Origin of the sequence: Fluviibacterium sp. S390 (assembly GCF_049800695.1) — a bacterium.
Taxonomy (GTDB): domain Bacteria; phylum Pseudomonadota; class Alphaproteobacteria; order Rhodobacterales; family Rhodobacteraceae; genus Meridianimarinicoccus.
In genome coordinates this window covers 33,608-55,253 of the sequence record NZ_JBNAFN010000005.1, presented here as the reverse complement: position 1 = coordinate 55,253, position 21,646 = coordinate 33,608, and the positions used below count along the sequence as shown (strand labels likewise).

Annotated in this window: 26 protein-coding genes; 20 read left to right on the top strand and 6 right to left on the bottom strand. The window is 64.4% G+C overall.

What is annotated here, in order from left to right:
• Positions 1 to 4 precede the first annotated feature (4 nt).
• From ACP15K_RS05585 to ACP15K_RS05570, 4 genes are all read right to left on the bottom strand, one after another.
• Positions 5 to 691: a thiamine diphosphokinase gene (locus ACP15K_RS05585; RefSeq protein ID WP_424990027.1), complete on the bottom strand. Its 687-nt coding sequence runs from the start codon at positions 689 to 691 to the stop codon at positions 5 to 7.
• Positions 688 to 930 carry a DUF2842 domain-containing protein gene (locus ACP15K_RS05580; protein ID WP_193142479.1) on the bottom strand — a complete coding sequence of 81 codons (243 nt, stop codon included), beginning with the start codon at positions 928 to 930 and terminating at the stop codon, positions 688 to 690. Before ACP15K_RS05580 ends, ACP15K_RS05585 begins: the two co-directional genes overlap by 4 nt.
• Before the next feature lie 60 nt (positions 931 to 990).
• The gene (locus ACP15K_RS05575) at positions 991 to 2,286 is read right to left on the bottom strand and encodes an adenylosuccinate synthase (RefSeq protein WP_193142480.1); all 1,296 of its coding nucleotides are present in this window, start codon (positions 2,284 to 2,286) and stop codon (positions 991 to 993) included.
• A gap of 132 nt (positions 2,287 to 2,418) precedes the next feature.
• A complete protein-coding gene (locus ACP15K_RS05570) occupies positions 2,419 to 2,985 on the bottom strand; it encodes a carboxymuconolactone decarboxylase family protein (protein WP_193142481.1) in 567 nt (188 codons plus the stop codon).
• A gap of 143 nt (positions 2,986 to 3,128) precedes the next feature.
• Here ACP15K_RS05570 and ACP15K_RS05565 point away from each other — a divergent pair, with 143 nt between their 5' ends.
• From ACP15K_RS05565 to ACP15K_RS05555, 3 genes are all read left to right on the top strand, one after another.
• Positions 3,129 to 3,734, top strand: a complete 606-nt coding sequence (locus ACP15K_RS05565; RefSeq protein ID WP_193142482.1) for a TetR/AcrR family transcriptional regulator — start codon at positions 3,129 to 3,131, stop codon at positions 3,732 to 3,734.
• 63 nt (positions 3,735 to 3,797) lie between these two features.
• Positions 3,798 to 4,829 (top strand): M42 family metallopeptidase, encoded by a 1,032-nt coding sequence (locus tag ACP15K_RS05560; RefSeq protein ID WP_193142483.1) that lies wholly within the window; start codon positions 3,798 to 3,800, stop codon positions 4,827 to 4,829.
• Entirely contained in the window at positions 4,829 to 5,674 is an 846-nt protein-coding gene (locus ACP15K_RS05555; RefSeq protein WP_424990026.1) for a phosphatase PAP2 family protein, read from the top strand. Before ACP15K_RS05560 ends, ACP15K_RS05555 begins: the two co-directional genes overlap by 1 nt.
• Here the strand turns inward: ACP15K_RS05555 and ACP15K_RS05550 are convergent.
• Complete coding sequence (locus ACP15K_RS05550; protein WP_193142485.1) at positions 5,659 to 6,162, bottom strand: GlcG/HbpS family heme-binding protein; 504 nt, start codon at positions 6,160 to 6,162, stop codon at positions 5,659 to 5,661. The two genes, ACP15K_RS05555 and ACP15K_RS05550, sit on opposite strands and share 16 nt — an antisense overlap.
• Entirely contained in the window at positions 6,159 to 6,530 is a 372-nt protein-coding gene (locus tag ACP15K_RS05545; RefSeq protein ID WP_424990025.1) for a hypothetical protein, read from the bottom strand. Before ACP15K_RS05545 ends, ACP15K_RS05550 begins: the two co-directional genes overlap by 4 nt.
• 90 nt (positions 6,531 to 6,620) lie before the next feature.
• Here ACP15K_RS05545 and ACP15K_RS05540 point away from each other — a divergent pair, with 90 nt between their 5' ends.
• From ACP15K_RS05540 to ACP15K_RS05460, 17 genes are all read left to right on the top strand, one after another.
• Complete coding sequence (locus ACP15K_RS05540; RefSeq protein ID WP_424990024.1) at positions 6,621 to 7,361, top strand: cytochrome c biogenesis CcdA family protein; 741 nt, start codon at positions 6,621 to 6,623, stop codon at positions 7,359 to 7,361.
• A gap of 11 nt (positions 7,362 to 7,372) precedes the next feature.
• Complete coding sequence (locus tag ACP15K_RS05535) at positions 7,373 to 7,957, top strand: thioredoxin family protein (RefSeq protein WP_424990023.1); 585 nt, start codon at positions 7,373 to 7,375, stop codon at positions 7,955 to 7,957.
• Positions 7,958 to 8,076: 119 nt separating this feature from the next.
• Entirely contained in the window at positions 8,077 to 8,556 is a 480-nt protein-coding gene (soxX, locus tag ACP15K_RS05530) for a sulfur oxidation c-type cytochrome SoxX (RefSeq protein WP_193142489.1), read from the top strand.
• Between the two features lie 31 nt (positions 8,557 to 8,587).
• Positions 8,588 to 9,004, top strand: a complete 417-nt coding sequence (gene soxY / locus ACP15K_RS05525; protein ID WP_424990022.1) for a thiosulfate oxidation carrier protein SoxY — start codon at positions 8,588 to 8,590, stop codon at positions 9,002 to 9,004.
• Between the two features lie 17 nt (positions 9,005 to 9,021).
• Complete coding sequence (gene soxZ, locus ACP15K_RS05520) at positions 9,022 to 9,348, top strand: thiosulfate oxidation carrier complex protein SoxZ (protein ID WP_193142491.1); 327 nt, start codon at positions 9,022 to 9,024, stop codon at positions 9,346 to 9,348.
• 29 nt (positions 9,349 to 9,377) lie between these two features.
• Positions 9,378 to 10,238 (top strand): sulfur oxidation c-type cytochrome SoxA, encoded by an 861-nt coding sequence (gene soxA, locus ACP15K_RS05515; protein ID WP_193142492.1) that lies wholly within the window; start codon positions 9,378 to 9,380, stop codon positions 10,236 to 10,238.
• A gap of 89 nt (positions 10,239 to 10,327) precedes the next feature.
• Complete coding sequence (gene soxB / locus ACP15K_RS05510; RefSeq protein ID WP_424990021.1) at positions 10,328 to 12,025, top strand: thiosulfohydrolase SoxB; 1,698 nt, start codon at positions 10,328 to 10,330, stop codon at positions 12,023 to 12,025.
• A 46-nt stretch (positions 12,026 to 12,071) separates the two neighbouring features.
• Positions 12,072 to 13,343: a sulfite dehydrogenase gene (gene soxC / locus ACP15K_RS05505; RefSeq protein ID WP_193142494.1), complete on the top strand. Its 1,272-nt coding sequence runs from the start codon at positions 12,072 to 12,074 to the stop codon at positions 13,341 to 13,343.
• A complete protein-coding gene (locus ACP15K_RS05500) occupies positions 13,327 to 14,373 on the top strand; it encodes a c-type cytochrome (RefSeq protein WP_193142495.1) in 1,047 nt (348 codons plus the stop codon). Before soxC ends, ACP15K_RS05500 begins: the two co-directional genes overlap by 17 nt.
• A gap of 4 nt (positions 14,374 to 14,377) precedes the next feature.
• The gene (locus ACP15K_RS05495) at positions 14,378 to 15,085 is read left to right on the top strand and encodes a c-type cytochrome (protein ID WP_193142496.1); all 708 of its coding nucleotides are present in this window, start codon (positions 14,378 to 14,380) and stop codon (positions 15,083 to 15,085) included.
• A gap of 31 nt (positions 15,086 to 15,116) precedes the next feature.
• On the top strand, positions 15,117 to 16,385 hold the full coding sequence (locus ACP15K_RS05490) for an FCSD flavin-binding domain-containing protein (RefSeq protein ID WP_424990020.1): 1,269 nt from the start codon (positions 15,117 to 15,119) through the stop codon (positions 16,383 to 16,385).
• Positions 16,386 to 16,440: 55 nt separating this feature from the next.
• Positions 16,441 to 16,878 carry a DUF302 domain-containing protein gene (locus ACP15K_RS05485; RefSeq protein ID WP_424990019.1) on the top strand — a complete coding sequence of 146 codons (438 nt, stop codon included), beginning with the start codon at positions 16,441 to 16,443 and terminating at the stop codon, positions 16,876 to 16,878.
• Between the two features lie 81 nt (positions 16,879 to 16,959).
• A complete protein-coding gene (locus ACP15K_RS05480; protein WP_193142499.1) occupies positions 16,960 to 18,039 on the top strand; it encodes a YeeE/YedE family protein in 1,080 nt (359 codons plus the stop codon).
• A 117-nt stretch (positions 18,040 to 18,156) separates the two neighbouring features.
• Positions 18,157 to 18,546 (top strand): preprotein translocase subunit SecG, encoded by a 390-nt coding sequence (gene secG / locus ACP15K_RS05475; protein WP_193142500.1) that lies wholly within the window; start codon positions 18,157 to 18,159, stop codon positions 18,544 to 18,546.
• A gap of 166 nt (positions 18,547 to 18,712) precedes the next feature.
• Complete coding sequence (locus tag ACP15K_RS05470; protein WP_193142501.1) at positions 18,713 to 20,356, top strand: CTP synthase; 1,644 nt, start codon at positions 18,713 to 18,715, stop codon at positions 20,354 to 20,356.
• Between the two features lie 14 nt (positions 20,357 to 20,370).
• Complete coding sequence (locus tag ACP15K_RS05465) at positions 20,371 to 21,015, top strand: hypothetical protein (RefSeq protein WP_193142503.1); 645 nt, start codon at positions 20,371 to 20,373, stop codon at positions 21,013 to 21,015.
• Positions 21,012 to 21,587, top strand: coding sequence for a hypothetical protein (locus tag ACP15K_RS05460; RefSeq protein ID WP_193142504.1), 576 nt, complete (start codon positions 21,012 to 21,014; stop codon positions 21,585 to 21,587). Before ACP15K_RS05465 ends, ACP15K_RS05460 begins: the two co-directional genes overlap by 4 nt.
• The last annotated feature ends 59 nt before the right edge of the window (positions 21,588 to 21,646 follow it).

The following is a 21,646-nucleotide window of genomic DNA, read 5'->3' as shown; positions in this document are numbered from 1 at the left end:
AAGCTCAGCCTTCGGCCCACCGAGACGCGGCCTCCAGCGCTTCCAGCAGCACATTCAGTCGTCCACGCGGCAGGAAGACCAGCATTCGTGGCGCATCCAATGTCAGATGTACCGGGCCGGTGGCGCGGTTCGAGGTGCCGATGGCGCCATCCGGCGCGAACCCCTGTCCGTCGATCGGCCATTCCAGCCCGCTGCTCTGCCCGGTCACAGCCCCCATGGGAAACAGGGATACGCGGCAGCCCGGTTCCAGCGGCAGCGCGATCTCGGGCGGCAGCAGGGTGATGGCCTCGGACTTGTTGATCAGCACGCAGCGCCGGGTCGGATGGCGGACCAGCGTGTTGAAGACCGCCAGCGTGTGGTCAAGACGCCGGGCGGTGAACCCCACGCCCAGCACCAGTGGTGCTGCGATTCGGGTCAGGCATTTCTCGAAATCGGTGCTGTCCTGATCGGGGATGTGGTGCTGCACCCGCGGGGACAGTTCCGCGCGCCCCGCCGCGGTCAGCGAATCCATGTCGCCGATCACCGCGTCCGGGCGCAAGCCCCGGCCCAGGATTGCATCGGCACCGCCATCGGCAGCCACCAGCACGGGACCACGGGTAAGGCAGGTGTGCAGATCCTTGTCGCGCAGCCCGCCGCCGCCCACCAGCGTGACCGGCGTCTGCGTGGTGACCAGAGGCTCGGGCGCTGTCACGGCGATTTGCCCTCCTCGCCGGTTTCGGCGTCAGGGTCGGGCTTGCCGATGCCGCGGAATACGAAGCGGAACGGGATCGCCCAGAGCAGGCCCAGCAGAACATAGACCAGCAATTCGACCACGAAGGGCGGCCGGTCCAGCAGGTTCAGCACGGTGACCACCGCGACAACATAGGCCGGCATCCCCACCAGCAGGATCACCAGCGACCAGCGACGGCGGGCTTTGTACGACAGGGCCATGGGCAATTTCTCCGCATCCTTTGCCCCGGCAACTGTGCGCCGGGGCGGGGAAGTCAAGGATCAGTCCGCGAAAGGATCCGTCACCAGGATGGTGTCTTCGCGTTCCGGCGAGGTCGACAGAAGCGCAACCGGGCAGTCGATCAGCTCTTCGACCCGGCGCACGTACTTGATGGCATTGGCCGGAAGATCGGCCCAGCTGCGCGCTCCTTCGGTGCTTTCGGACCAGCCCGGCATTTCTTCATAGATCGGTTTGCAGCGGGCCTGCTGGTCGGCGGCGGTGGGCAGATAGTCCAGCCGCGCGCCGTCCAGATCGTAGCCGACGCAGATCTTCAGGGTTTCGAACCCGTCCAGCACATCCAGCTTGGTCAGCGAGATGCCGGTCACGCCCGAGGTGGCGCAGGTCTGGCGCACAAGCGCGGCGTCGAACCAGCCGCAGCGGCGCTTGCGCCCGGTGGTGGTCCCGAACTCATGACCGCGTTCGCCCAGCCGCTGGCCATCGTCGTCATCCAGCTCGGTCGGGAACGGCCCTTCGCCGACGCGGGTGGTATAGGCTTTCACGATCCCCAGCACATAATCGATGGAGCCCGGCCCGATGCCGACCCCGGTGGCCGCCTGCCCGGCAATCACGTTCGACGAGGTGACGAAGGGATAGGTGCCGAAATCAATGTCCAGCAACGCGCCCTGCGCACCTTCAAACAGGATCCGTTTGCCGGCCTTGCGCTTTTCGTTCAGCACCTTCCAGACCGGGGCCGCATAGGGCAGGATCTGCGCCGCGATCTCCTTGAGCTGGGCAACCAGCCCGTCGCGATCCACGGCCTCGATCCCCAGACCCTTGCGCAGCGGATCGTGGTGCTGCAACGCGCGGTCCACGCGGGCCTCGAGCGTGGCATCATCGGCCAGATCCGCCACGCGGACCGACCGGCGGCCAACCTTGTCTTCATAGGCCGGACCGATGCCACGGCCGGTGGTGCCGATCTTGGTGCCTTTCGAGGCAGCTTCCTCGCGGGCGCGATCCAGCTCGCCATGGATGGGCAGGATCAGCGGCGTGTTCTCGGCGATCATCAGGGTTTCCGGAGTGATTTCCACGCCCTGCGCCTGCACGGTGGCGATCTCCTTGACCAGATGCCAGGGGTCCAGCACCACGCCGTTGCCGATCACCGACAGCTTGCCACCACGCACCACACCCGAGGGCAGCGCATGCAGTTTGTAGACCTTGCCATCGATGACAAGCGTATGGCCGGCATTGTGCCCGCCCTGGAAGCGCGCGATCACATCCGCCCGCTCGCTGAGCCAGTCGACAATCTTGCCTTTGCCTTCGTCGCCCCACTGGGCGCCTACGACGACCACATTGGCCATGGGAAACTCCTCGTCCTGTGCCGGTCTTCAAACCCGAGCCGTCTTAGCTTGCCCAAGGCGCGGACGAAAGCCCCAATGCCAAGAGGCGACCCTTGGGCGGCCGCCTCTTGGTGTCACAGGGGAGGAACCGGATCAGGCGGCCTGATCTGACTTCTTTTCCCATGCGAACTTCTGCATCACCTCGTCCACCGGGGTCTGGGCGATGTGATTGACGTAATTCGACATCACCTTCTGGCTGATGCCCAGGATGACTTCCAGAACCTGCTGGGGGCCATAACCGGCGGCATAGAAGGCGGCAAGCTGCGCCTCGGACACCTCGCCGCGCTGGCGCACCATGGCCAGGGTGAAGGTCCGCAGGGCTTCCAGCGCGTCATTTCCCAACGGTGCTTCGTTGCGCAGCGCTTCGCTGAGCGCGGGATCGACGCCCATCATGTTGGCAATGCCGGTGTGGGCAGGCACGCAGTAGTGGCAGCCATGTTCGACGTTGATCGCCTGCCAGACAACCGTCAGTTCGTCCTTGTCGAGGCTGGAGTTCTGAAACGCGGCGTGCGCCTGCTGGTACACGTCCAGAAGACCCGGCGCTCCGGCCATCACCTTGTGCAGACCCGGCAAACGACCAAAGGCCTTTTGCGATTTTTCCAGAAACGGTTTGGCGGCCTGGGGGGCTGTGTCGAGGTCGTAGGACGGAAAATCGGTCATCTGGGGTTCCTTTCTGGTGTTGCACGCCGATGTGCCCTATCTAGCCCCATGGAGCGGTTGCTCAAGTCTCTTTTTGAACGATCACTCAAGCGTGAGATCACAGCACCCTGTGCATCCGTGAAACGCCGCGCTATATCTGGGCCATGACCATTCGTTCCAAATCCCACGACCGCGACAAGGCGCTGTCCCGCGCACGCGACCTGTTCTGGAAACAGGGGTTCCATGCGACCTCGTTGAAGGACATCGAAGCGGCCCTGCGCATGCATCCGGGCAGCATCTATGCCGCCTTCGGCAACAAGGAGACGCTGTTCCGCATGGCGTTGGAACGGTATGCTCAGGAAATCGCCGAAAGCCGTCAGAAAATTCTGGATGCGGCCCCCGATGTTCTGGAAGGACTGGCGCGTTTCGTGGAATCGGCGCACCCGGTGGTACGGGACGATGTCCCGCAACCGGCGTGCTTCCTGGCCAAGACCGGCATGGACACGGGCCTGACCCAACCGGCTCTGCGCGCCGCGATTCTGGATCTGCTGGACCGCAGCGAGGCCTCGTTTGTCGCGATCTACCGGCAGGCGCAGGCCGAGGGCGCCCTGCCCGCGTCGCTCGACCCCAGCCAGACAGCCCGGCGCCTGCAAGCCACGCTGACCGGCATCGGCGTCTATGCCATGCGCCCGGACCGCCGCGAACAAGCCCGCGACATGGCCGCCGATCTGGCACGCGAGATCCGGGCGATGCGGGTTCTGGCCTCCTGACAGGCTGGACAGCCGCATGCCTATCGGTCACCGATAGCCCGACGCACAATCCCGAGGATCCCCATGAACATCGACCTGCTGAAACGGCTTTGCGAAACCCCCGGCGTGCCCGGACAGGAGGATCGCGTCCGCGACCTGATCCGCGCTGAAATCGACGGGCTGTTCGATGAGGTGCGCGAAGACAACATGGGCTCGTTGCTGTGCCGCCGGAATGGCAAGGGCGACGCGCCGCAGAAGATCATGCTGCTGTGCCACATGGACGAGATCGGCTTTCTGGTCAGCCACATCACCGACAAGGGCTTTTGCTACCTGCAGCCCGTCGGCGGCTTCGATCCGCGCAACCTGTTCTCACGCCGCGTGCGCGTCTGCACCGAAGGCGGCGATCTGCCCGGCGTGATGAACCCCGGCGGTCGCCCGGTCCACATTGCCACCCCCGAGGAACGCAAGAAGGTGCCCGAAGTGGCCGAATTCTTCGTCGACCTGGGCCTGGGCGAGGCCACCGCGGATCACGTCAGGATCGGCGACATGGTGGTGATGGAAGAACCCTTCGTCGAGATGGGCGACAAGATCGTGTCCAAGGCGCTGGACAACCGCATCGCCTGCTGGCTGGGCATCGAAGCCGTGCGCGCCATGGGCGATCACGCGGCCGAGGCCGAGATCCATGTCGCCTTCACCTGTCAGGAAGAGGTTGGCCTGCGCGGTGCCCGCACTGCCGCCTTCGCCGTGCGCCCCGACATCGGCATCGGGGTCGATACCACGCTGGCCTGCGATACGCCCGGTGTGCCGGAACAGGATGCCACCACGGTACAGGGCAAGGGCGTGGGCATCCACCTGCGCGACGGCTCTTTCATCGCCGATCGCGGGCTGGTGACGACCTTCGAACAACTGGCCGAGGCCAATGACATCGTCTGGCAGCGCACCATGCTGCGGTCGGGCGGTCAGGACGGCGCCGCCGCCCAGCAGGCCGCCGCCGGGGCCCGCGCCATCGGCATCGTGGTCGGCACCCGCTATATCCACACGGTGACCGAGATGATCCACAAAAGCGATCTGGAAGCCGCCCGTGACCTGCTGGCCGCCTATCTGAAGTCGGTGTGATGCGCCGGATCTTCCGTCCGGGGCTTGCCGCCGCGCGGAAGGTCCAGACCACTCTGCCCGGCTCAACGCTCAGCCGCTGGCTGCTCTGGCCCGCGCTGGCCTTGCTGCTTGCGGCGGCGACGCTGTTTCTGGGCGGTGGCTATCACGCCGGGTTTGCCACGCTGAACGGATTGATGCCGCTCGCGCCGCCCGTGGTCTGGGCCGTGCTGACCGAGTTTGGCGACACCGCCGTCGCGCTTTGCCTGCTGCTGGTGCTGCTGCCGGGGCGCTGGTATCTGGCGTGGCCGGTGCTGATCGCCAGCGTCTTTGGAACCGCTTTCACACATGTCTTCAAAGGCTTCTGGCCTGTTCTTCGGCCATCTGGCTTGTTGTCGCCCGACCAGTTCCACAGCGTCGGCGCATTGACTGCGGACCAGAGCTTTCCTTCCGGTCACAGCCAGACCGCCCTGACGCTGGCGGGGTTCGTCATGGTCTGTTGCCCGGCCCCCTGGGCGCGGGCGTTGGCCCTTGCGGGTGGTCTGGCGGTTGCGCTCAGCCGGGTGCCGGTGGGGATGCACTGGCCCATCGACACGCTGGTCGGCGCGGCGGGCGGGTTGGTCTGCGTCTGGCTGGGGCTGGAGATGGCCCGCCGCCTGCCCCAAGGCACCACCCTTGTGGTGGTGGGCGGCCTGACCGGGCTGAGCCTGCTGGCCGCCTGCCTGCTTCTGACCGGCCATCCCCCGGCCAATCCGCTGGCGCATGGGGCGATGGCACTGGTCGGCGCGCTGTCGTTGCTGGCGTTCGTCGGACAGGTGGCGCGCGGCGGCCTACGCCGCGCGAAGGGCCGCGATCAGAAGGCGATCTGATCCTCGATCGCGGCGATGCCGGCCTCGGCGCATTCATCGTCCAGGCTCGGACCCGGCGCCCCCGACACGCCGATCCCCGCGACGATGGAGCCGTCGCCATCCTGCACCACCAGTCCGCCACCCAGCGGCAGGGCCAGGTCGAGGAAGCGGATGCCATAGGACTCAGACCCCGGCGCCGTGGTCGCGTTGAGCTCGCTGGTGCCGGCGCGGAAGGACACCGACGTCCACGCCTTGCGGAACGAGGTGTCCTGCACATGCGCCCCGGCGAACCGGTCGCGCAGAAACACCTGTGGCACGCCGAAACGATCCACCACGGTGACGCCCACCTGGTAGCCGCCGGCCCGGCAATGCTCCAGCGCGGCCTGCGCGGCCTGCAAGGCCACTTCGGGTTTCAGCACCTTGAAGGTGACGAAGGCGTCGTCGTCCTGGGCGGTGGCACAGGTGGCGACAAGGGTCGCGGCCAGCGCGATGGGGGCGATACGGGTCATGATGGTTCTCCCTTAAAATCCGTATTATTTGTTAACAAGTTGGCAAGCATCCACCAGAACATCTCCTCCCCCGGATAGCCCTCGATCCGAGCCAGTTCGCGGCCTTCGTCGACCAGAATGAAGGTGGGGGTGAAGACGACCTTGCCTTGCAGGCTCAGGTCCGGTGGCAAGGGTTGGTGCAGATCCACGCGGCGCAGCGGGGCAAAGGCGCCCTCGGGCGTTTTCGGATAGACCGGCCCGACCGCCACATTCCATCGCGCACAGTATTGGCAGCCCGCCTGCTCGACCATCACCAGTTCAAAGGCCGCTGCCTGCACCGCCAGCACGATCCCCGTCAGCGCGGCCAGAAGCCTTCGCGTGATTTTCATGGCCTGCTGCGCTCCTGCACAATTGACGGCTGAATTTCTGGAATCGTATTATAAGAATATGTCTCCATCAAGCGGCTGGGAGGAATGTTCTTGTTCGAAGTTTCGGTGATCGGCGCGCTTGCAGGTGGGCTGCTGGTGTTTTTCTCTCCCTGCATCCTGCCCATCGTGCCATTTTATCTCAGCTATATGGCCGGGGCGAGCATGGCCGAAATCCAGGCCGATGGCACCCTGCCGCCGGGCCTGCGGCGGCGCGCGGTGCTGGCCTCGGTGATGTTCTCGGCCGGAATCATCACCGTTTTCGTGCTGCTGGGCGCGGCGGCCTTCAGCCTCAGCCAGACCTTTCGCGGCTACCAGACCGAGTTTCGCCTGTTCGCCGCGGCGGTGGTGCTGCTGATGGGCCTGCATTTTCTGGGGGTGATCCGCATCGGGTTTCTGAACCGCAGTTTCAGCATGGGCGGCGGCCAGACCGAACAGATGTCGATCATGGGCGCCTTCGTGGTGGGACTGGCTTTCGCCGCCGGCTGGACGCCTTGCGTGGGCGGCGTGCTGACTGCTGTGGTGTTCCAGGCCAGCCAGGAAGCCACCGCCCAACGCGGGCTGTTCCTGCTGCTGATCTTCGGGCTGGGCATGACCCTGCCCTTCGTGGTCGCGGCGGGTTTCATCGGCCCGTTCCTGCGCTTTGCCAGCCGCTTCCGGCGCCACCTTGGCACGGTCGAAAAGGCCATGGGCGGGGTGCTGATCCTGTTTGCCGTGCTGATCGCCACCGATTCCGTCAACCAGATCGCCAACTGGATGCTGCAGACCTTCCCCGTTTTCCAAGCCCCGACCTGAGGAGGATCCCCATGCCCCGCCTGCTGACCACCCTTGCGCTGCTTCTTGGCCTTGCCGCCGGGACCACCACCGCCGCAGAACTGGGCGACGACGGGCTGCACAAGACCGACTGGATGCGCGACACCTTCAAGGATCTGCGCGAGGATCTGGACGAGGCCAACGCCGAAGGCAAACGCCTGGCCCTGATCTTCGAACAGCGCGGCTGCATCTATTGCACCAAGATGCACACCGAGGTGTTCCCGCGTCCGGAAATCGCCGAATTCATTTCTCAGAATTATTTCGTGTTGCAACTGAACCTGCACGGCGATCTTGAGGTCACCGACTTCGACGGCGAGGTTCTGAGCGAAAAGCAGATGGCCCGAAAATGGGGCCTGCTGTTCACCCCGACGATTCTGTTTTTGCCCGAGGACGTGCCCGAAGGACTGTCGGCACAGCAGGCCGCCGTCGCGATCATGCCGGGGGCTTTCGAGGCGGCGACCACGCTCGACCTTCTGGTCTGGGTGCGCGAGAACCGCTATGACACTCCCGATGGAGAAGATTTCCAGCGGTATCACGCCCGCAGGATCGAAGAAAGAAAGTCCACCAAGGCGCCCTAGCCAGGCTCATAATCCTGCACAAAGCGACGCACCGGAATTTTAATCTTGCGCTAGGGTAAATCAATAACATACATCTGAATGTGATAACGCCAGTTCCAGCTTCGACTTTGGGAGGAGACATGAAGCCATTTGCGACCACGGCGGTAGCGGCAACGCTTGCGGCAGGGGCAGCCCTAGCCAGCGAAACCGCACCGGGAGATGTCGTCTTTGACGAATACGGCGCGGTAGAGGTCTCCTTGACCGGCGCGGCCGGTGATCCTCAACGCGGTGCCGAGATCATCACCGCCCGATCCAAGGGCAATTGCATCGCCTGCCACGAAGTCACCGCGCTGAAGGATGCGCCCTTCCACGGCGAGGTCGGCCCCATTCTGGACGGCGCGGGATCGCGCTGGACCGAGGCCGAATTGCGCGGTCTGGTGGCCAATTCGAAGATGACCTTCGATGGCACCGTGATGCCGGCCTTCTACAAGACCACCGGCTTCATCCGCCCCGGCGATGCCTATACCGGCAAAGCGGCTCCGGCCGACCTGCCGCCGATCCTGACCGCTCAGGAAATCGAAGATGTGGTCGCCTACCTTGCAACGCTCAAGGATGAGTGATCCCAGACCTTTCCCATTCAAGGAGAATGCCATGTCCCTGACACGACGCGACACGCTTGCGCTCGGCATTGGCGCGGTCAGCCTGGCCGCGCTGCCGTTGCGGGCCAATGCCGCCGTTGACGACGCCATCGCCGCCTTTACCGGCGGGGCCGCCGTTTCCGACGGCGGTGTCGATCTGAACGCCCCCGAAATTGCCGAGAACGGCAACACCGTGCCGATCGAAGTCGGCGCTGACGGGGCCGCGGCGATCATGTTGCTGGCCGCAGGCAACCCGACGCCTTCGGTCGCCACCTTCAATTTCGGCAAGCTCGCCGGTGCCCGGTCGGCCTCGACCCGCATCCGCCTTGCCGGCACCCAGGATGTCATCGCCATCGCCCGGATGGAAGACGGCAGCTTCAAGCGGGCGCAAGCCAACGTCAAAGTCACCATCGGCGGCTGCGGCGGCTAAGACAGGAGAACCAAGAAATGGCATCTGGTGTAAAACCCCGCGTCAAGGTCCCGAAGACCGCCTCGGCTGGCGACACGATCACGATCAAGACCCTGATCAGTCACCCCATGGAAAGCGGTCAGCGCAAGGACAGCGACGGCAACCTTGTCCCGCGTTCGATCATCAATCGCTTCACCTGCGACTTCAACGGCGAGAACGTCATCGACGTGACGCTGGAGCCGTCGATCTCGACGAACCCCTACCTGCAATTCGAGGCCGTGGTGCCCGAAGCCGGGGAGTTCAAGTTCACGTGGTACGACGATGACGGCTCGGTCTACGAAGAAGCCAAGCCGATCACCGTCTGAACCGGCAGCAGGAAATAGGGAGGAACGCGATGGCTCTGGCCACATCAACAAAGATCGCCCTGGGCCTGGCCCTGGCAGGCGGCGTCGCCGCCGGCACGACGGCCTGGGCGGACGAAGATGACATCCTGGTCATCAACGGCGAGACCGAGATCATCACCAAGACCGACGCCCCGGCACATGTCGAGGGGCTCGACACCATCCGGTCGGGCTGGACCTTCCGCACCGTGGAAACCCAGTCCTTGCAGATGGATGATTTCGACAACCCGGCGATGATCTTCGTCGATCAGGGCATCGACAGCTGGAACGCCGCGGATGGCGCCGCCGGCAAATCCTGTGCCGATTGCCACGAAGACCCCGAATCCATGACCGGCCTGCGCACCAAGCTGCCCAAGTGGAACGAGGCCGCCGGCGAAGTCTGGACCATGGAGATGTACATCAACGCCTGCCGGACAGAGCGCATGGAGGCTGAGCCCTGGGGATGGAAATCCCAGCCGATGCTGAACATGACCGCCCTGATCGGCAACCAGTCGCGCGGCCTGCCCATGGCGGTCGAGATCGACGGCCCGGCCCAGGCAACCTGGGAACAGGGCAAAGAGATGTATTACACCCGTTATGGCCAGCTGGAGCTGTCCTGCGCGAATTGTCATGAAGACAATTATGACAACTACATCCGCGCCGATCACCTGAGCCAAGGCCAGACCAACGGCTTCCCGGTTTACCGCCTGAAACAGGCCAACCTGATCGCGGCGCACAACCGCTTCAAGGGCTGCATCCGCGACACCCGCGCCGAGACCTATTCGGAAGGCTCGCCGGAATTCGTGGCGCTGGAACTTTATGTCGCCTCGCGCGGCAACGGGCTTTCGGTCGAAACCCCCGCGGTTCGCAACTGATCTGAAAAACGGGCCGCGTGCCGCTTTCCCCCCTTCCGCCCTGCGGGAGGGGACACCCAAACTTTGTCTGATTTCGGAGTCTCCGCCTCATGATTTCCCGCCGTGATTTCCTTCAGGTCGGCATGGCCGCCTCGGCCGTGCTGGGCGCTTCCGGCTTCGGCAACTGGGCCCGGCTCGCGGCCCAGCAAAGCCTGACCCAGGACCAGCTTCTTGAATTCGACACCTTCGGAAACGTGACGCTGATCCATGTCACCGACATCCATGCCCAACTCAAACCGATCTATTTCCGCGAGCCCGAGATCAATCTTGGCGTCGGTGCGGCGCGCGGACATGTGCCGCACATCACCGGCGCGGACTTTCGCAAGCTTTATGGCATCGAGGATGGCTCGCCCTCGGCCTATGCGCTGACCTACAACGATTTCGACGCGCTGGCGCGCAGCTATGGCCGGGTCGGCGGGATGGACCGCGTGGCCACCGTGGTCAAGGAGATCCGAAGCGCCCGCCCCGACGCGCTGCTGCTGGACGGCGGCGACACGTGGCATGGCTCCTACACCTGCTATCAGACCGCGGGCCAGGACATGGTCAACGTGATGAACGCGCTGGCCCCCGACGCCATGACCTTCCACTGGGAATTCACCCTGGGGTCCGAACGCGTGCGCGAACTGGTCGAGGGCCTGCCTTTCGCGGCACTGGGGCAGAACATCTTCGATCAGGAATGGGACGAGCCGACCGAGGAATTCCCGCCCTACAAGATCTTTGAACGCGGCGGGGCCAAGATCGCTGTCATCGGCCAGGCCTTCCCCTACATGCCCATCGCCAATCCGCGCTGGATGTTCCCCGAATACTCTTTCGGCATCCGCGAAGACCGGATGCAGGAAATGGTCGACGAAGTGCGCGCCGCCGGGGCCGATTTGGTGGTGATGCTGTCGCACAACGGCTTCGACGTGGACAAGAAGATGGCCGGCCGCGTGCAGGGCATCGACGTGATCCTGTCGGGCCACACCCATGACGCCCTGCCCGAACCGGTGCTGGTGGGCGAAACCATCATCGTCGCTTCCGGCTCCAACGGCAAATTTGTCAGCCGCGTCGATCTGGACGTGCGCGATGGCCGGATGATGGGCTTCCGCCACAAGCTGATCCCGATCTTCTCGGATGTCATCACCCCCGATGCCGAAATGGCCAGCGTGATCGACGCCCAGCGCGCGCCCTTCGAAAGCCAGTTGTCCGAGGTGCTGGGCCAGACCGACAGCCTGCTGTACCGCCGGGGCAATTTCAACGGCACCTGGGATGACCTGATCTGCGACGCCCTGATCGAGGAACGCGAGGCCGATATCTCGATGTCGCCCGGCGTGCGCTGGGGGCCGTCGGTGCTGCCCGGTCAGGACATCACCCGCGAGGATCTGTGGAATGTCACCTCGATGACCTACGGCAAGGCCTACCGGACCGAGATGACCGGCGAATTCATCCACACCATCCTGGAAGACGTGGGCGACAACCTGTTCAACCCCGACCCCTATTACCAGCAGGGCGGCGACATGGTGCGCATCGGCGGCATGGGCTACGCCATCGACATCACCAAGCCGCAGGGCGAACGCATCAGCGACATGACCCTGCTGAAAACCGGCGAGAAGATCGATCCGGCGAAATCCTATGTGGTGGCCGGCTGGGCCTCGGTCAACGAAGGCACCGAGGGCCCGCAGATCTGGGACGTGGTCGAAAGCTACATCCGCCGCAAGGGCACCGTCACCGTCACCCCGAACACCAGCGTCAAGGTCAGCGGCGCCTGAGCGCCCGGCCCAACGCTGGACAGATCAGCAAGGAGGACCCTCTCCCATGACCGACAAGACCAAGGACCCCGGAACCTCCCGCCGGCAGTTTCTGGGCGGCGCCCTGGCCGCCGGGGGTGCCGTTGCGGGCGCGTCGATGGCGCGCGGCGCCACGCCAGACCCGCTGATCACCGAGGTGCAGGAATGGGCCTCGGGGTTGGGCGACGGGGTGGATGCCACGCCCTACGGCCTGCCGATCCAGTACGAAAGCGACGTGATCCGCCGCAACGTGGAATGGCTGACCGCCGACACCATCAGCTCGATCAACTTCACTCCGATCCACGCGCTGGACGGCACCATCACCCCGCAGGGCTGCGCGTTCGAGCGTCATCATTCGGGCGCGATCGAGCTGCGCAAGGAAGACTACCGGCTGATGATCAACGGGCTGGTCGATACGCCGCTGGTCTTCACCTATGCCGATCTTGAACGCTTTCCCCGCGAACAGCGCACCTTCTTTCTGGAGTGCGCCGCCAACACCGGGATGGAATGGGCCGGCGCGCAACTCAACGGCGCGCAGTTCACCCACGGCATGATCCACAACATGGAATACACCGGCGTCTCGCTTCGCACCTTGCTGAACGAAGCGGGCATCCAGCCCGAGGGCACATGGCTGTATGTCGAAGGGGCCGACGCGTCCTCCAACGGCCGCTCGATCCCGATGGAAAAGGCGCTGGACGATTGCATGATCGCCTTCAAGGCCAATGGCGAGGCCCTGCGCAAGGAGCATGGCTATCCCGTGCGCCTGATCGTGCCCGGCTGGGAAGGCAACATGTGGGTGAAATGGCTGCGCCGCATGGAAGTTGCCGACGCGCCCGTGGAAAGCCGCGAGGAAACCTCGAAATACACCGACACGCTGGCCGATGGCACCTCGCGCAAGTGGACCTGGGTGATGGACGCCAAGTCGGTGGTCACCTCCCCCAGTCCGCAGTCTCCGATCACCCACGGCCCCGGCCCGCTGGTCATCACCGGTCTGGCCTGGTCCGGGCGCGGCGCGATCACCCGCGTCGATGTTTCCCGCGATGGCGGCGTCACCTGGGAAACCGCGCGGCTGGCCGAAGACGGCAAGCCCATGGCGCTGACCCGCTTTTACCTCGACGTGGACTGGCAAGGCGAAGAAATGCTGCTGCAATCGCGCGCCATGGACAGCACCGGCTATGTCCAGCCCACCAAGGCGCAACTGCGCGAGGTGCGCGGGCTGAACTCGATCTACCACAACAACTGCATCCAGACCTGGCACGTAAATGCGAACGGAGAGGCGGAAAATGTCGAAGTCTCGTAATCTGCTGATCGGCTCTGCCCTGCTTTCCGCAACCCTGACGACCCCGGCGCTGGCCGACAAGCTGGGACTGGGCCGCCCGGCCCTGCCCGAGGAAATCGCCGCCTGGGATCTGGACGTGCGCCCCGATGGCACCGGCCTGCCCGACGGCTCGGGCGATGTCTGGACCGGAGAGGAAGTTTTCGCCGACTATTGCGCCGTCTGCCACGGCGACTTTGCCGAAGGCATCGACAACTGGCCCAAGCTGGCCGGGGGTGCCAACACGCTCGACCACGACGACCCGCTCAAGACCGTCGGTTCCTATTGGCCCTACCTGTCGACCACATGGGACTATGTGAACCGTTCGATGCCCTTCGGCGCGGCGCAGACCCTGTCGGCGGATGATGTCTATGCCATTGTCGCCTATATCCTGTATTCCAACGATCTGGTGGACGATGACTTCGTCCTGTCGAAAGACACGTTCTTCGATGTCGAGATGCCCAACGCCGACGGCTTCATCATCGACGACCGCGACAGCGCCGAAGCGCATTTCTGGACCGAGACCCCCTGCATGGAGGCCTGCAAGGACAGCGTCGAAGTCACCATGCGCGCCATGGTGCTGGATGTGACCCCGGACGAAACCGCCGCTGCCGAGGATACGGAAGCCGAGGTCGAAGAGGCTGTCGAGTTGGCCGAAGCCGCCGAGACCCAGGAGCCGGAGGTCATGGCGCCCGATCCCAAACTGGTCGCCGCCGGCGAGAAGGTGTTCAAGAAGTGCAAGGCCTGCCACCAGGTTGGCGACGGCGCCACCAACCGCGTCGGCCCGGTGCTGACCGGCATCGTTGGCGGTGCGGCCGGGGCCGTGCCGGACTTCAAGTATTCCAAGCCCCTGCAAGTCGCCGCCGAGGACGGGTTGGTCTGGACCGACGCCGAACTGGCCGCCTTTCTGGCCGATCCCAAGGGCTACATGAAGGGCACCAAGATGTCCTTTGCCGGGCTGCGCAAGGAAGCCGACATCGACGCGGTGATCGCCTACCTGCAAGCGGCCCCCTAGGCCGATGGCGCGGCTCTGCCTGTTGCTGGGTTTCACCCTGGGCCTGCTGGCTCCGGGCGCCCATGCCGCCGGTCAGATCGGCGACGCCTCCCGCGGCCAGACGCTGTTCTCCCAGTGCAGCGGCTGCCATCAGGTCGGTGCCGGGGCGATCAACCGCGTCGGCCCCCATCTGAACAACATCTATGGCCGTCCTGCCGCCGGGCTGGACGGCTTTGCCTATTCCAAAAGCATGGTGCGCGCCGGGGCCGACGGGCTGGTCTGGCATCTCGACACCATCGATGCCTATCTGGAAAACCCCCGCGCGCTGGTCAGCCGCACCCGGATGAGCTTTCGCGGCTTTTCCGATCCCCAGGACCGGGCCGACGTGATGGCCTACCTGCGCCGCTTTACCGCCAGCCCGCAGGACATCCCCGAGGCCGAACCGACCGCCCGCGCCGATTTGCCCGATCTCGATCCGGCGATCCTGGCGATCGAGGGCGACCCGGACTACGGTGCCTATCTGTCCAGCGAATGCAGCACCTGCCATCAGCGCGACGGCGGCGACGCCGGCATCCCGGCGATCACGCTCTGGCCCGAAGAGGACTTCGTGGTCGCCATGCACGCCTACAAGCAGAAGCTGCGCCCGCACCCGGTGATGCAGATGATGGCCGGACGGCTGTCGGATGAAGAGATCGCCGCGCTGGCCGCCTATTTCGCCCGGCTGGAGGAGTGACCGGCCCCATTCCCGCAAGGAGGAGACCCCGATGACCCTGAACAGACGCCATTTCCTGGCCGCGACCGCCGCGGCCACCGCAACCGCCAGCCTGTCCGCGCCGATGCTGCGCGCCCAGGGCAAGCCACGCGTGGTGGTGATCGGCGGCGGCGCCGGCGGGGCCACCGCCGCGCGCTATATCGCCAAGGACAGCCAGGGCGCCATCGACGTGACGCTGGTCGAACCCTCGCGCACCTATTTCACCTGCTTCTTCTCGAACCTCTACATGGCCGGGTTCACCGGGCTTGAGGACATCGCCCATACCTATGGCGGGCTGGCTGTGGGGGGGGTCAACGTGGTCCACGACTGGGCCACCGGCGTCGACCGTGACACCCGGATGGTGACACTGGCCAGCGGTGCCGTGCTGCCCTACGACCGGCTGATCCTTTCGCCCGGCATCGACTTTGTCGAGGGTGCGGTGCCCGGCTGGTCGGTGGCCGCCCAGAATGCCATGCCGCACGCCTACAAGGCCGGGTCGCAAACCCAGCTTCTGAAAGCCCAGATCGCGGCGATGCCCGAAGGCGGCACCTTTGCGATGATCGCCCCGCCCAACCCCTACCGCTGCCCCCCCGGCCCTTACGAACGGGTGTCGATGGTCGCCCATGTGCTGTCGCAGTCCAATCCCACCGCGAAAATCCTGATCGTCGATCCCAAGGAGACCTTCTCGAAACAGGGGCTGTTCGAGGAAGGCTGGGAACATCACTACCCCGGCATGATCTCCCGCATCGGCCCCGATTTCGGCGGCGACGTGGTCGAGGTGCGCCCCGACAGCATGGAGATCGTCATCGACGGCGAGGTCGAGAAGGTCGATGTGGCCAATGTCATCCCCGCCCAGAAGGCCGGCCGCATCGCGGAACTGGCCGGGATCACCAATGACGCCGGCTGGGCGCCGGTGATCCCCGCCACCATGCAAAGCCGGATGGACGAGCGCATTCACGTCCTGGGCGATGCCAGCCAGCAGGGCGACATGCCGAAATCGGGCTTTTCCGCCAACAGCCAGGCCAAGGTCGCGGCCATGGCCGTGCGCGGGGCGCTGACCGGCTCCAAGGTGTTCCCGGCGCGGTTCTCCAACACCTGCTGGTCGCTGATCGCCACCGACGACGGCGTCAAGGTCGGTGCCTCCTATCAGGCCACCGATGAGAAAATCGCCAAGGTGGACGGCTTCATCAGCCAGACCGGCGAAGACGCCAACCTGCGCAAGGCCACCTACGAGGAAAGCCTCGGCTGGTACGCCGGTATCACCGCCGACATGTTCGGCTGAACGTCCCCGCCTTCGGGGTCCGGCCCCGAAGGCCCCTCTTCAAAGGAAACCCCTCATGCGGTTGACCAAAGCCCTCGCCCCTCTCGCCCTGCTGGCCGCCCCCCTTGCCGCGCAAGCCGACGGTGTCACCACCTATCCTTTCGACGGCAGTTTCGAAGACGCCACTTTCGCGGTGGAAACCGCCATCATCGGCAAGGGGCTGGTGATCGACTATGTCAGCCACGTGGGCGAGATGCTGGCCCGCACCGGCGCCGATGTCGGTTCCGAGGTGACGCTGTTCGCGGCGGCGGATGTGTTCCTGTTCTGCTCGGCCGTGACCTCGCGCACGGTGATGGAGGCCGACCCGATGAACATCGCCCATTGCCCCTATGGCATCTTCGTGGCCGATCGCGACGGCGCCGTCGTGATCGGCTACCGCCACTATCCCGACGGCGCCATGCAGGAGGTTCAAAGCCTGCTGGACGACATCGCGACCGAGGCCGCCGCCTTCTGACCCCGAGGCCTTGACGCATGTCATGGCAAAGGACCGCGGCGGGCCGCAGGCTGGCCGCATCACACCGCAGGGATGCCCCGGATGCTTGAAGAGCTGCTCAACACCTATGGCGACGCCGAGGTTCTGGCGACGCTCGGCCTGATCGTCGGCCTGCTGTTCGGCGCGTCGGCCCAGCATTCCCGGTTCTGCCTGCGCGCCGCCACCATCGAGGTCGGCAGCGGTCAGGCCGGGCCGCGTCTGGGGGTCTGGCTGATCGTCTTCGCCGCCGCCCTGCTGCTGACCCAGGGCGCGGTGCTGCTGGGCTGGCTGGACACCGGGCAGTCCCGGCAGATCGCCGCATTGGGCAGCCTGTCGGGCGCCATCATCGGCGGGCTGATGTTCGGCGCGGGCATGATCCTGGCGCGCGGTTGCGCCTCGCGTCTGCTGGTGCTCTCGGCCACCGGCAACATGCGGGCGCTGGTCACCGGGCTGGTGCTGACCATCGTGGCGCAGGCCGCCTATCGCGGGATCCTGTCGCCAAGCCGCGAAGCGCTGTTCAACATCTGGACCGTGGACGGCGGTCCTGCCCGTGACCTGCTGGCGGTGCTGGGGCTGGACCGTGGCCTGGGGCTGGCGCTGGGGGCGATGCTGCTGGCGCTGGGGGTCTGGCTGGTGCTGCGCAGCCCCATGGGTGCCTCGCGCCTCCTTGCGGCCTTCGGCGTGGGGCTTGCGGTGGCTCTGGGCTGGGTCGGCACATACGCGGTGGCACAACTGTCGTTCGAACCCGTCTCGGTCTCAAGCGTCACCTTCACCGGCCCTTCCACCGACACGCTGATGGCGCTGATCAACGAACGCGGCCTGACCCTGTCGTTCTCGCTGGGGCTGGTGCCGGGGGTGTTTTTGGGCTCGGCCCTGACCGCCTTGCTGACCGGAGAATTCAAGCTGCAGCGGTTCGACTCCAGCACCCGCATGGAACGCTACCTCGTGGGCGCGGTTTTGATGGGCTTCGGCTCGATGCTGGCGGGCGGCTGTGCGGTGGGTGCGGGCGTTTCGGGCGGCGCAATCTTCGCGCTGACCGCCTGGCTGGCGGTGTTCAGCATGTGGGTGGGCGCGCTGCTCACCTCGGCGCTGCTGGACCATTTCGACCGCAACAGCACCCGACAGCCGCGCCCGGCCGAATGATACCGCGCCGCATTCAGCCCCCCAAGGTCGGAAACTGGCCCGCAAGTCGCCAGACCGGGCTTGCGGTATTGCGGTACATCCCATAAGTAGCCACCTGATCCAACGAAGGCCCGGTTCATGGAAAACGTCCTGCTCATCGTCCATCTCATTCTGGCACTCAGCCTGATCGGCGTGGTGCTTCTGCAACGCTCCGAAGGGGGCGGTCTGGGCATGGGCAGCAGCGGCGGCGGCGGCGGCGTGATGTCCAGCCGCGGCGCGGCCACGGCCCTTGGCAAGCTGACATGGGCCTTTGCCATCGCCTTCATCGCGACCTCGATCACCCTGACCATCGTCGCGGCCAAGAATTCCGCCGGCAGCTCGGTTCTGGACCGCGTGACCGCCCAGCCCGAGGTGACCGCACCGGCCGTTGACGAGACCGCGCCGCCGCCGACCCTGCCCGGCGCCGAAGGCGGCCTGCTGCCGCCCAGCACCGGCGATGCCCCGGCCCTGCCGCCGCGCGCCGAGTGATCCGGACGGCCCTTCCGGCCCCTATCCACTGAAATCGACACCGCAACATTCACAGGATGTTGCGGATCACCCCTAAATCTTGTACTTCTTGAATCCCGTGATGCAGCGTTTCGCAGCAGCGAAGCGCTTTTGCCGAATCGAGCTCGTCGCGGGGGAGCAGCCAAACATGACACGTTACATCTTCATCACCGGCGGTGTGGTTTCTTCGCTTGGCAAGGGACTGGCCTCGGCGGCCCTTGGCGCGCTCCTGCAGGCCCGCGGCTTCACCGTCCGGCTGCGCAAGCTCGATCCCTATCTGAACGTCGATCCCGGCACCATGTCGCCCTTCGAACACGGCGAGGTCTTCGTCACCGACGACGGCGCCGAAACCGACCTCGACCTTGGCCACTATGAACGCTTCACCGGCGTCGCCGCCCGCGCCACCGACAGCGTCAGCTCGGGCCGCATCTATTCCAACGTGCTGGAGAAGGAACGCCGCGGCGACTACCTCGGCAAGACCATCCAGGTGATCCCGCATGTCACCAACGAGATCAAGGAGTTCATCGACATCGGCGACGGCGAGGTCGATTTCATGCTCTGCGAGATCGGCGGCACCGTCGGCGACATCGAAGGCCTGCCCTTCTTCGAAGCCATCCGCCAGTTCAGCCAGGACAAGGCGCGTGGCCAATGCCTGTTCATGCACCTCACCCTGCTGCCCTTCATCAAGGCCAGCGGCGAGCTGAAGACCAAGCCGACCCAGCACAGCGTCAAGGAGTTGCGCTCCATCGGTCTGGCCCCCGACATCCTGGTGTGCCGCTCCGAAGGGCCGATCCCGGCGAAAGAACGCGAGAAGCTGGCCCTGTTCTGCAACGTCCGCCCCGAGGCGGTGATCGCCGCACAGGACCTGACCTCGATCTACGACGCGCCGCTGGCCTATCACGCCGAGGGGCTGGACCAGGCGGTTCTGGACGCCTTCATGATCTCGCCCGCGCCGCGCCCCAACATGGCCCGCTGGGACGACGTGCACGACCGCATCGTCCATGCCGAAGGCGAGGTCCGCGTCGCCATCGTCGGCAAGTACATCCAGCTGGAAGACGCCTATAAATCCATCGCCGAGGCCCTGACCCATGCCGGCATGGCCAACCGCGTCAGGGTCCGCGCCGAATGGATCGACGCCGAGATCTTCGAAAAGGAAGACCCGGCCCCGCATCTGGAAGGCTTCCACGCCATCCTCGTCCCCGGCGGCTTCGGCGAGCGCGGCACCGAGGGCAAGATCAAGGCCGTCGAATTCGCCCGCACCCGCAAGATCCCCTATTTCGGCATCTGCCTGGGCATGCAGATGGCGGTGATCGAGGCGGCGCGCAACCTGGCCGGCATCCCCGACGCCGGATCGGAAGAATTCGACGACGAGGCCGGCGAGGCCCGCTTCACCCCGGTGGTCTATCACCTGAAGGAATGGATCCAGGGCAACCACACGGTCGCGCGCAAGAAGACCGACGCCAAGGGCGGCACCATGCGGCTGGGCGCCTATACCGCGCATCTGAAAGAAGGCTCCACCGTGGCCAAGGCCTATGGCACCACGGTGATCGAGGAACGCCACCGCCACCGTTACGAGGTGGACATGAGCTTCCGCGCCGCACTGGAAGACCACGGGCTGGTGTTCTCGGGCGTCTCGCCCGACGGCCGCCTGCCCGAGATCGTCGAGGTCAAGGACCACCCCTGGTTCATCGGCGTCCAGTTCCACCCCGAGCTGAAAAGCAAACCCTTCGCCCCCCATCCGCTGTTTGCGGATTTCGTGCGGGCGGCGAAGGATGTGAGCAGGCTAGTCTAGACCAAGGATCACCATTGCGGAACATAGGTGATTTTCTCCAATCAGTTTTCGAACTGATCCGCGAAATCATTCGCCGACCATGGCCAGTGAAAGCTGCGGCCCTACTTGTTTCTGCTGGCGTTGCAAAGATGACGGTTGTTTGGTGGATTCCATTCATTGAACCCCTTTTTCAAAAGCATTTCGATGTCGAACCCGATAGTGCGTCAAATTTCGAACAAGGCCTTGTCCTGATTGGAATAGGCATATTCGTGTACTTTCTGCACTATTTCTCTTCAGCGCAGAAACCTCCCGAATCCACGCAGGAAGAACGACCGGAACCTGATCGTCGCATTGCGGCACAGATCCGAAACAAATCCCCACTATCATTGGCTGACCCTTTGCATCCTTTCGTCCCGGTCCTCTCTACAGATACAGCGCGCCAACGAACGCAACATTTGGTTGAAATCTTGACCCAAGATGGGGTAAAATTCAAAGATCGTGAACTGGATGCTCAGCGAAAAAAGATCGTTGGACAAGCCCGCGAGTTTCTTCACCGGTTAAATGGGCCGCTAGCTATTTCTGAGGACTTCGCAGCCTCGGCAAGTGGCCTAAGTCAAGCTCGTCTAATTGACCAACAGCTTTCTGAACTGATATCCAAAGCTGCAGGGAACGAACAATGACGCAATTTGACCCGCAAGACGGAATCCGCAAGCTCGTCGACGGATTTTTAGAAGACGTGACCAGTTATCACCGGCAAAGGCGCGTCATGTTCCTATGCGGGGTTATTCTTCTTGTCCTTTTGATCCTCGCACGCGCATTTGGCACAGCTCCGCTATATTCTTCAAAACTTGAGAATGAAGCGGTCTTTTTGCGAACAGAAGTGGCAGACCTAGACACGCGGCTCGGCAGTCACAGTTCCAGCACCGAAGGCCAGTTTGATTTCAATATATCTAACGAAGATATTGAAAAAATTTTGACAAAACAGACCGAGATTCTCGCCCGAACAGAGTTGCTTGTGGCCGAGGCAAAGCGCTTGGCAGACACGGATTTCAAACACGACGACCAGTTGTTCTACTTTATGGCCGGAATGTCTGCGATCTTGATCTTGGGCGCCGTGGGCCCCGGTATCATTTTCGGCACACGCTACGGTCATAAATTGTTGCAGACTTTGGAATCCAGCGAAGCGAGACGTATGCAAACGCCGGACATCCAAGGGGACAGTCCCCGGCAGAATTCGCCCGGAAGCGATTGAACCTCGGTCAACTCTCCGCGTCCGACTGGGTGTCCGACATTTATCAAGAAACATCACCA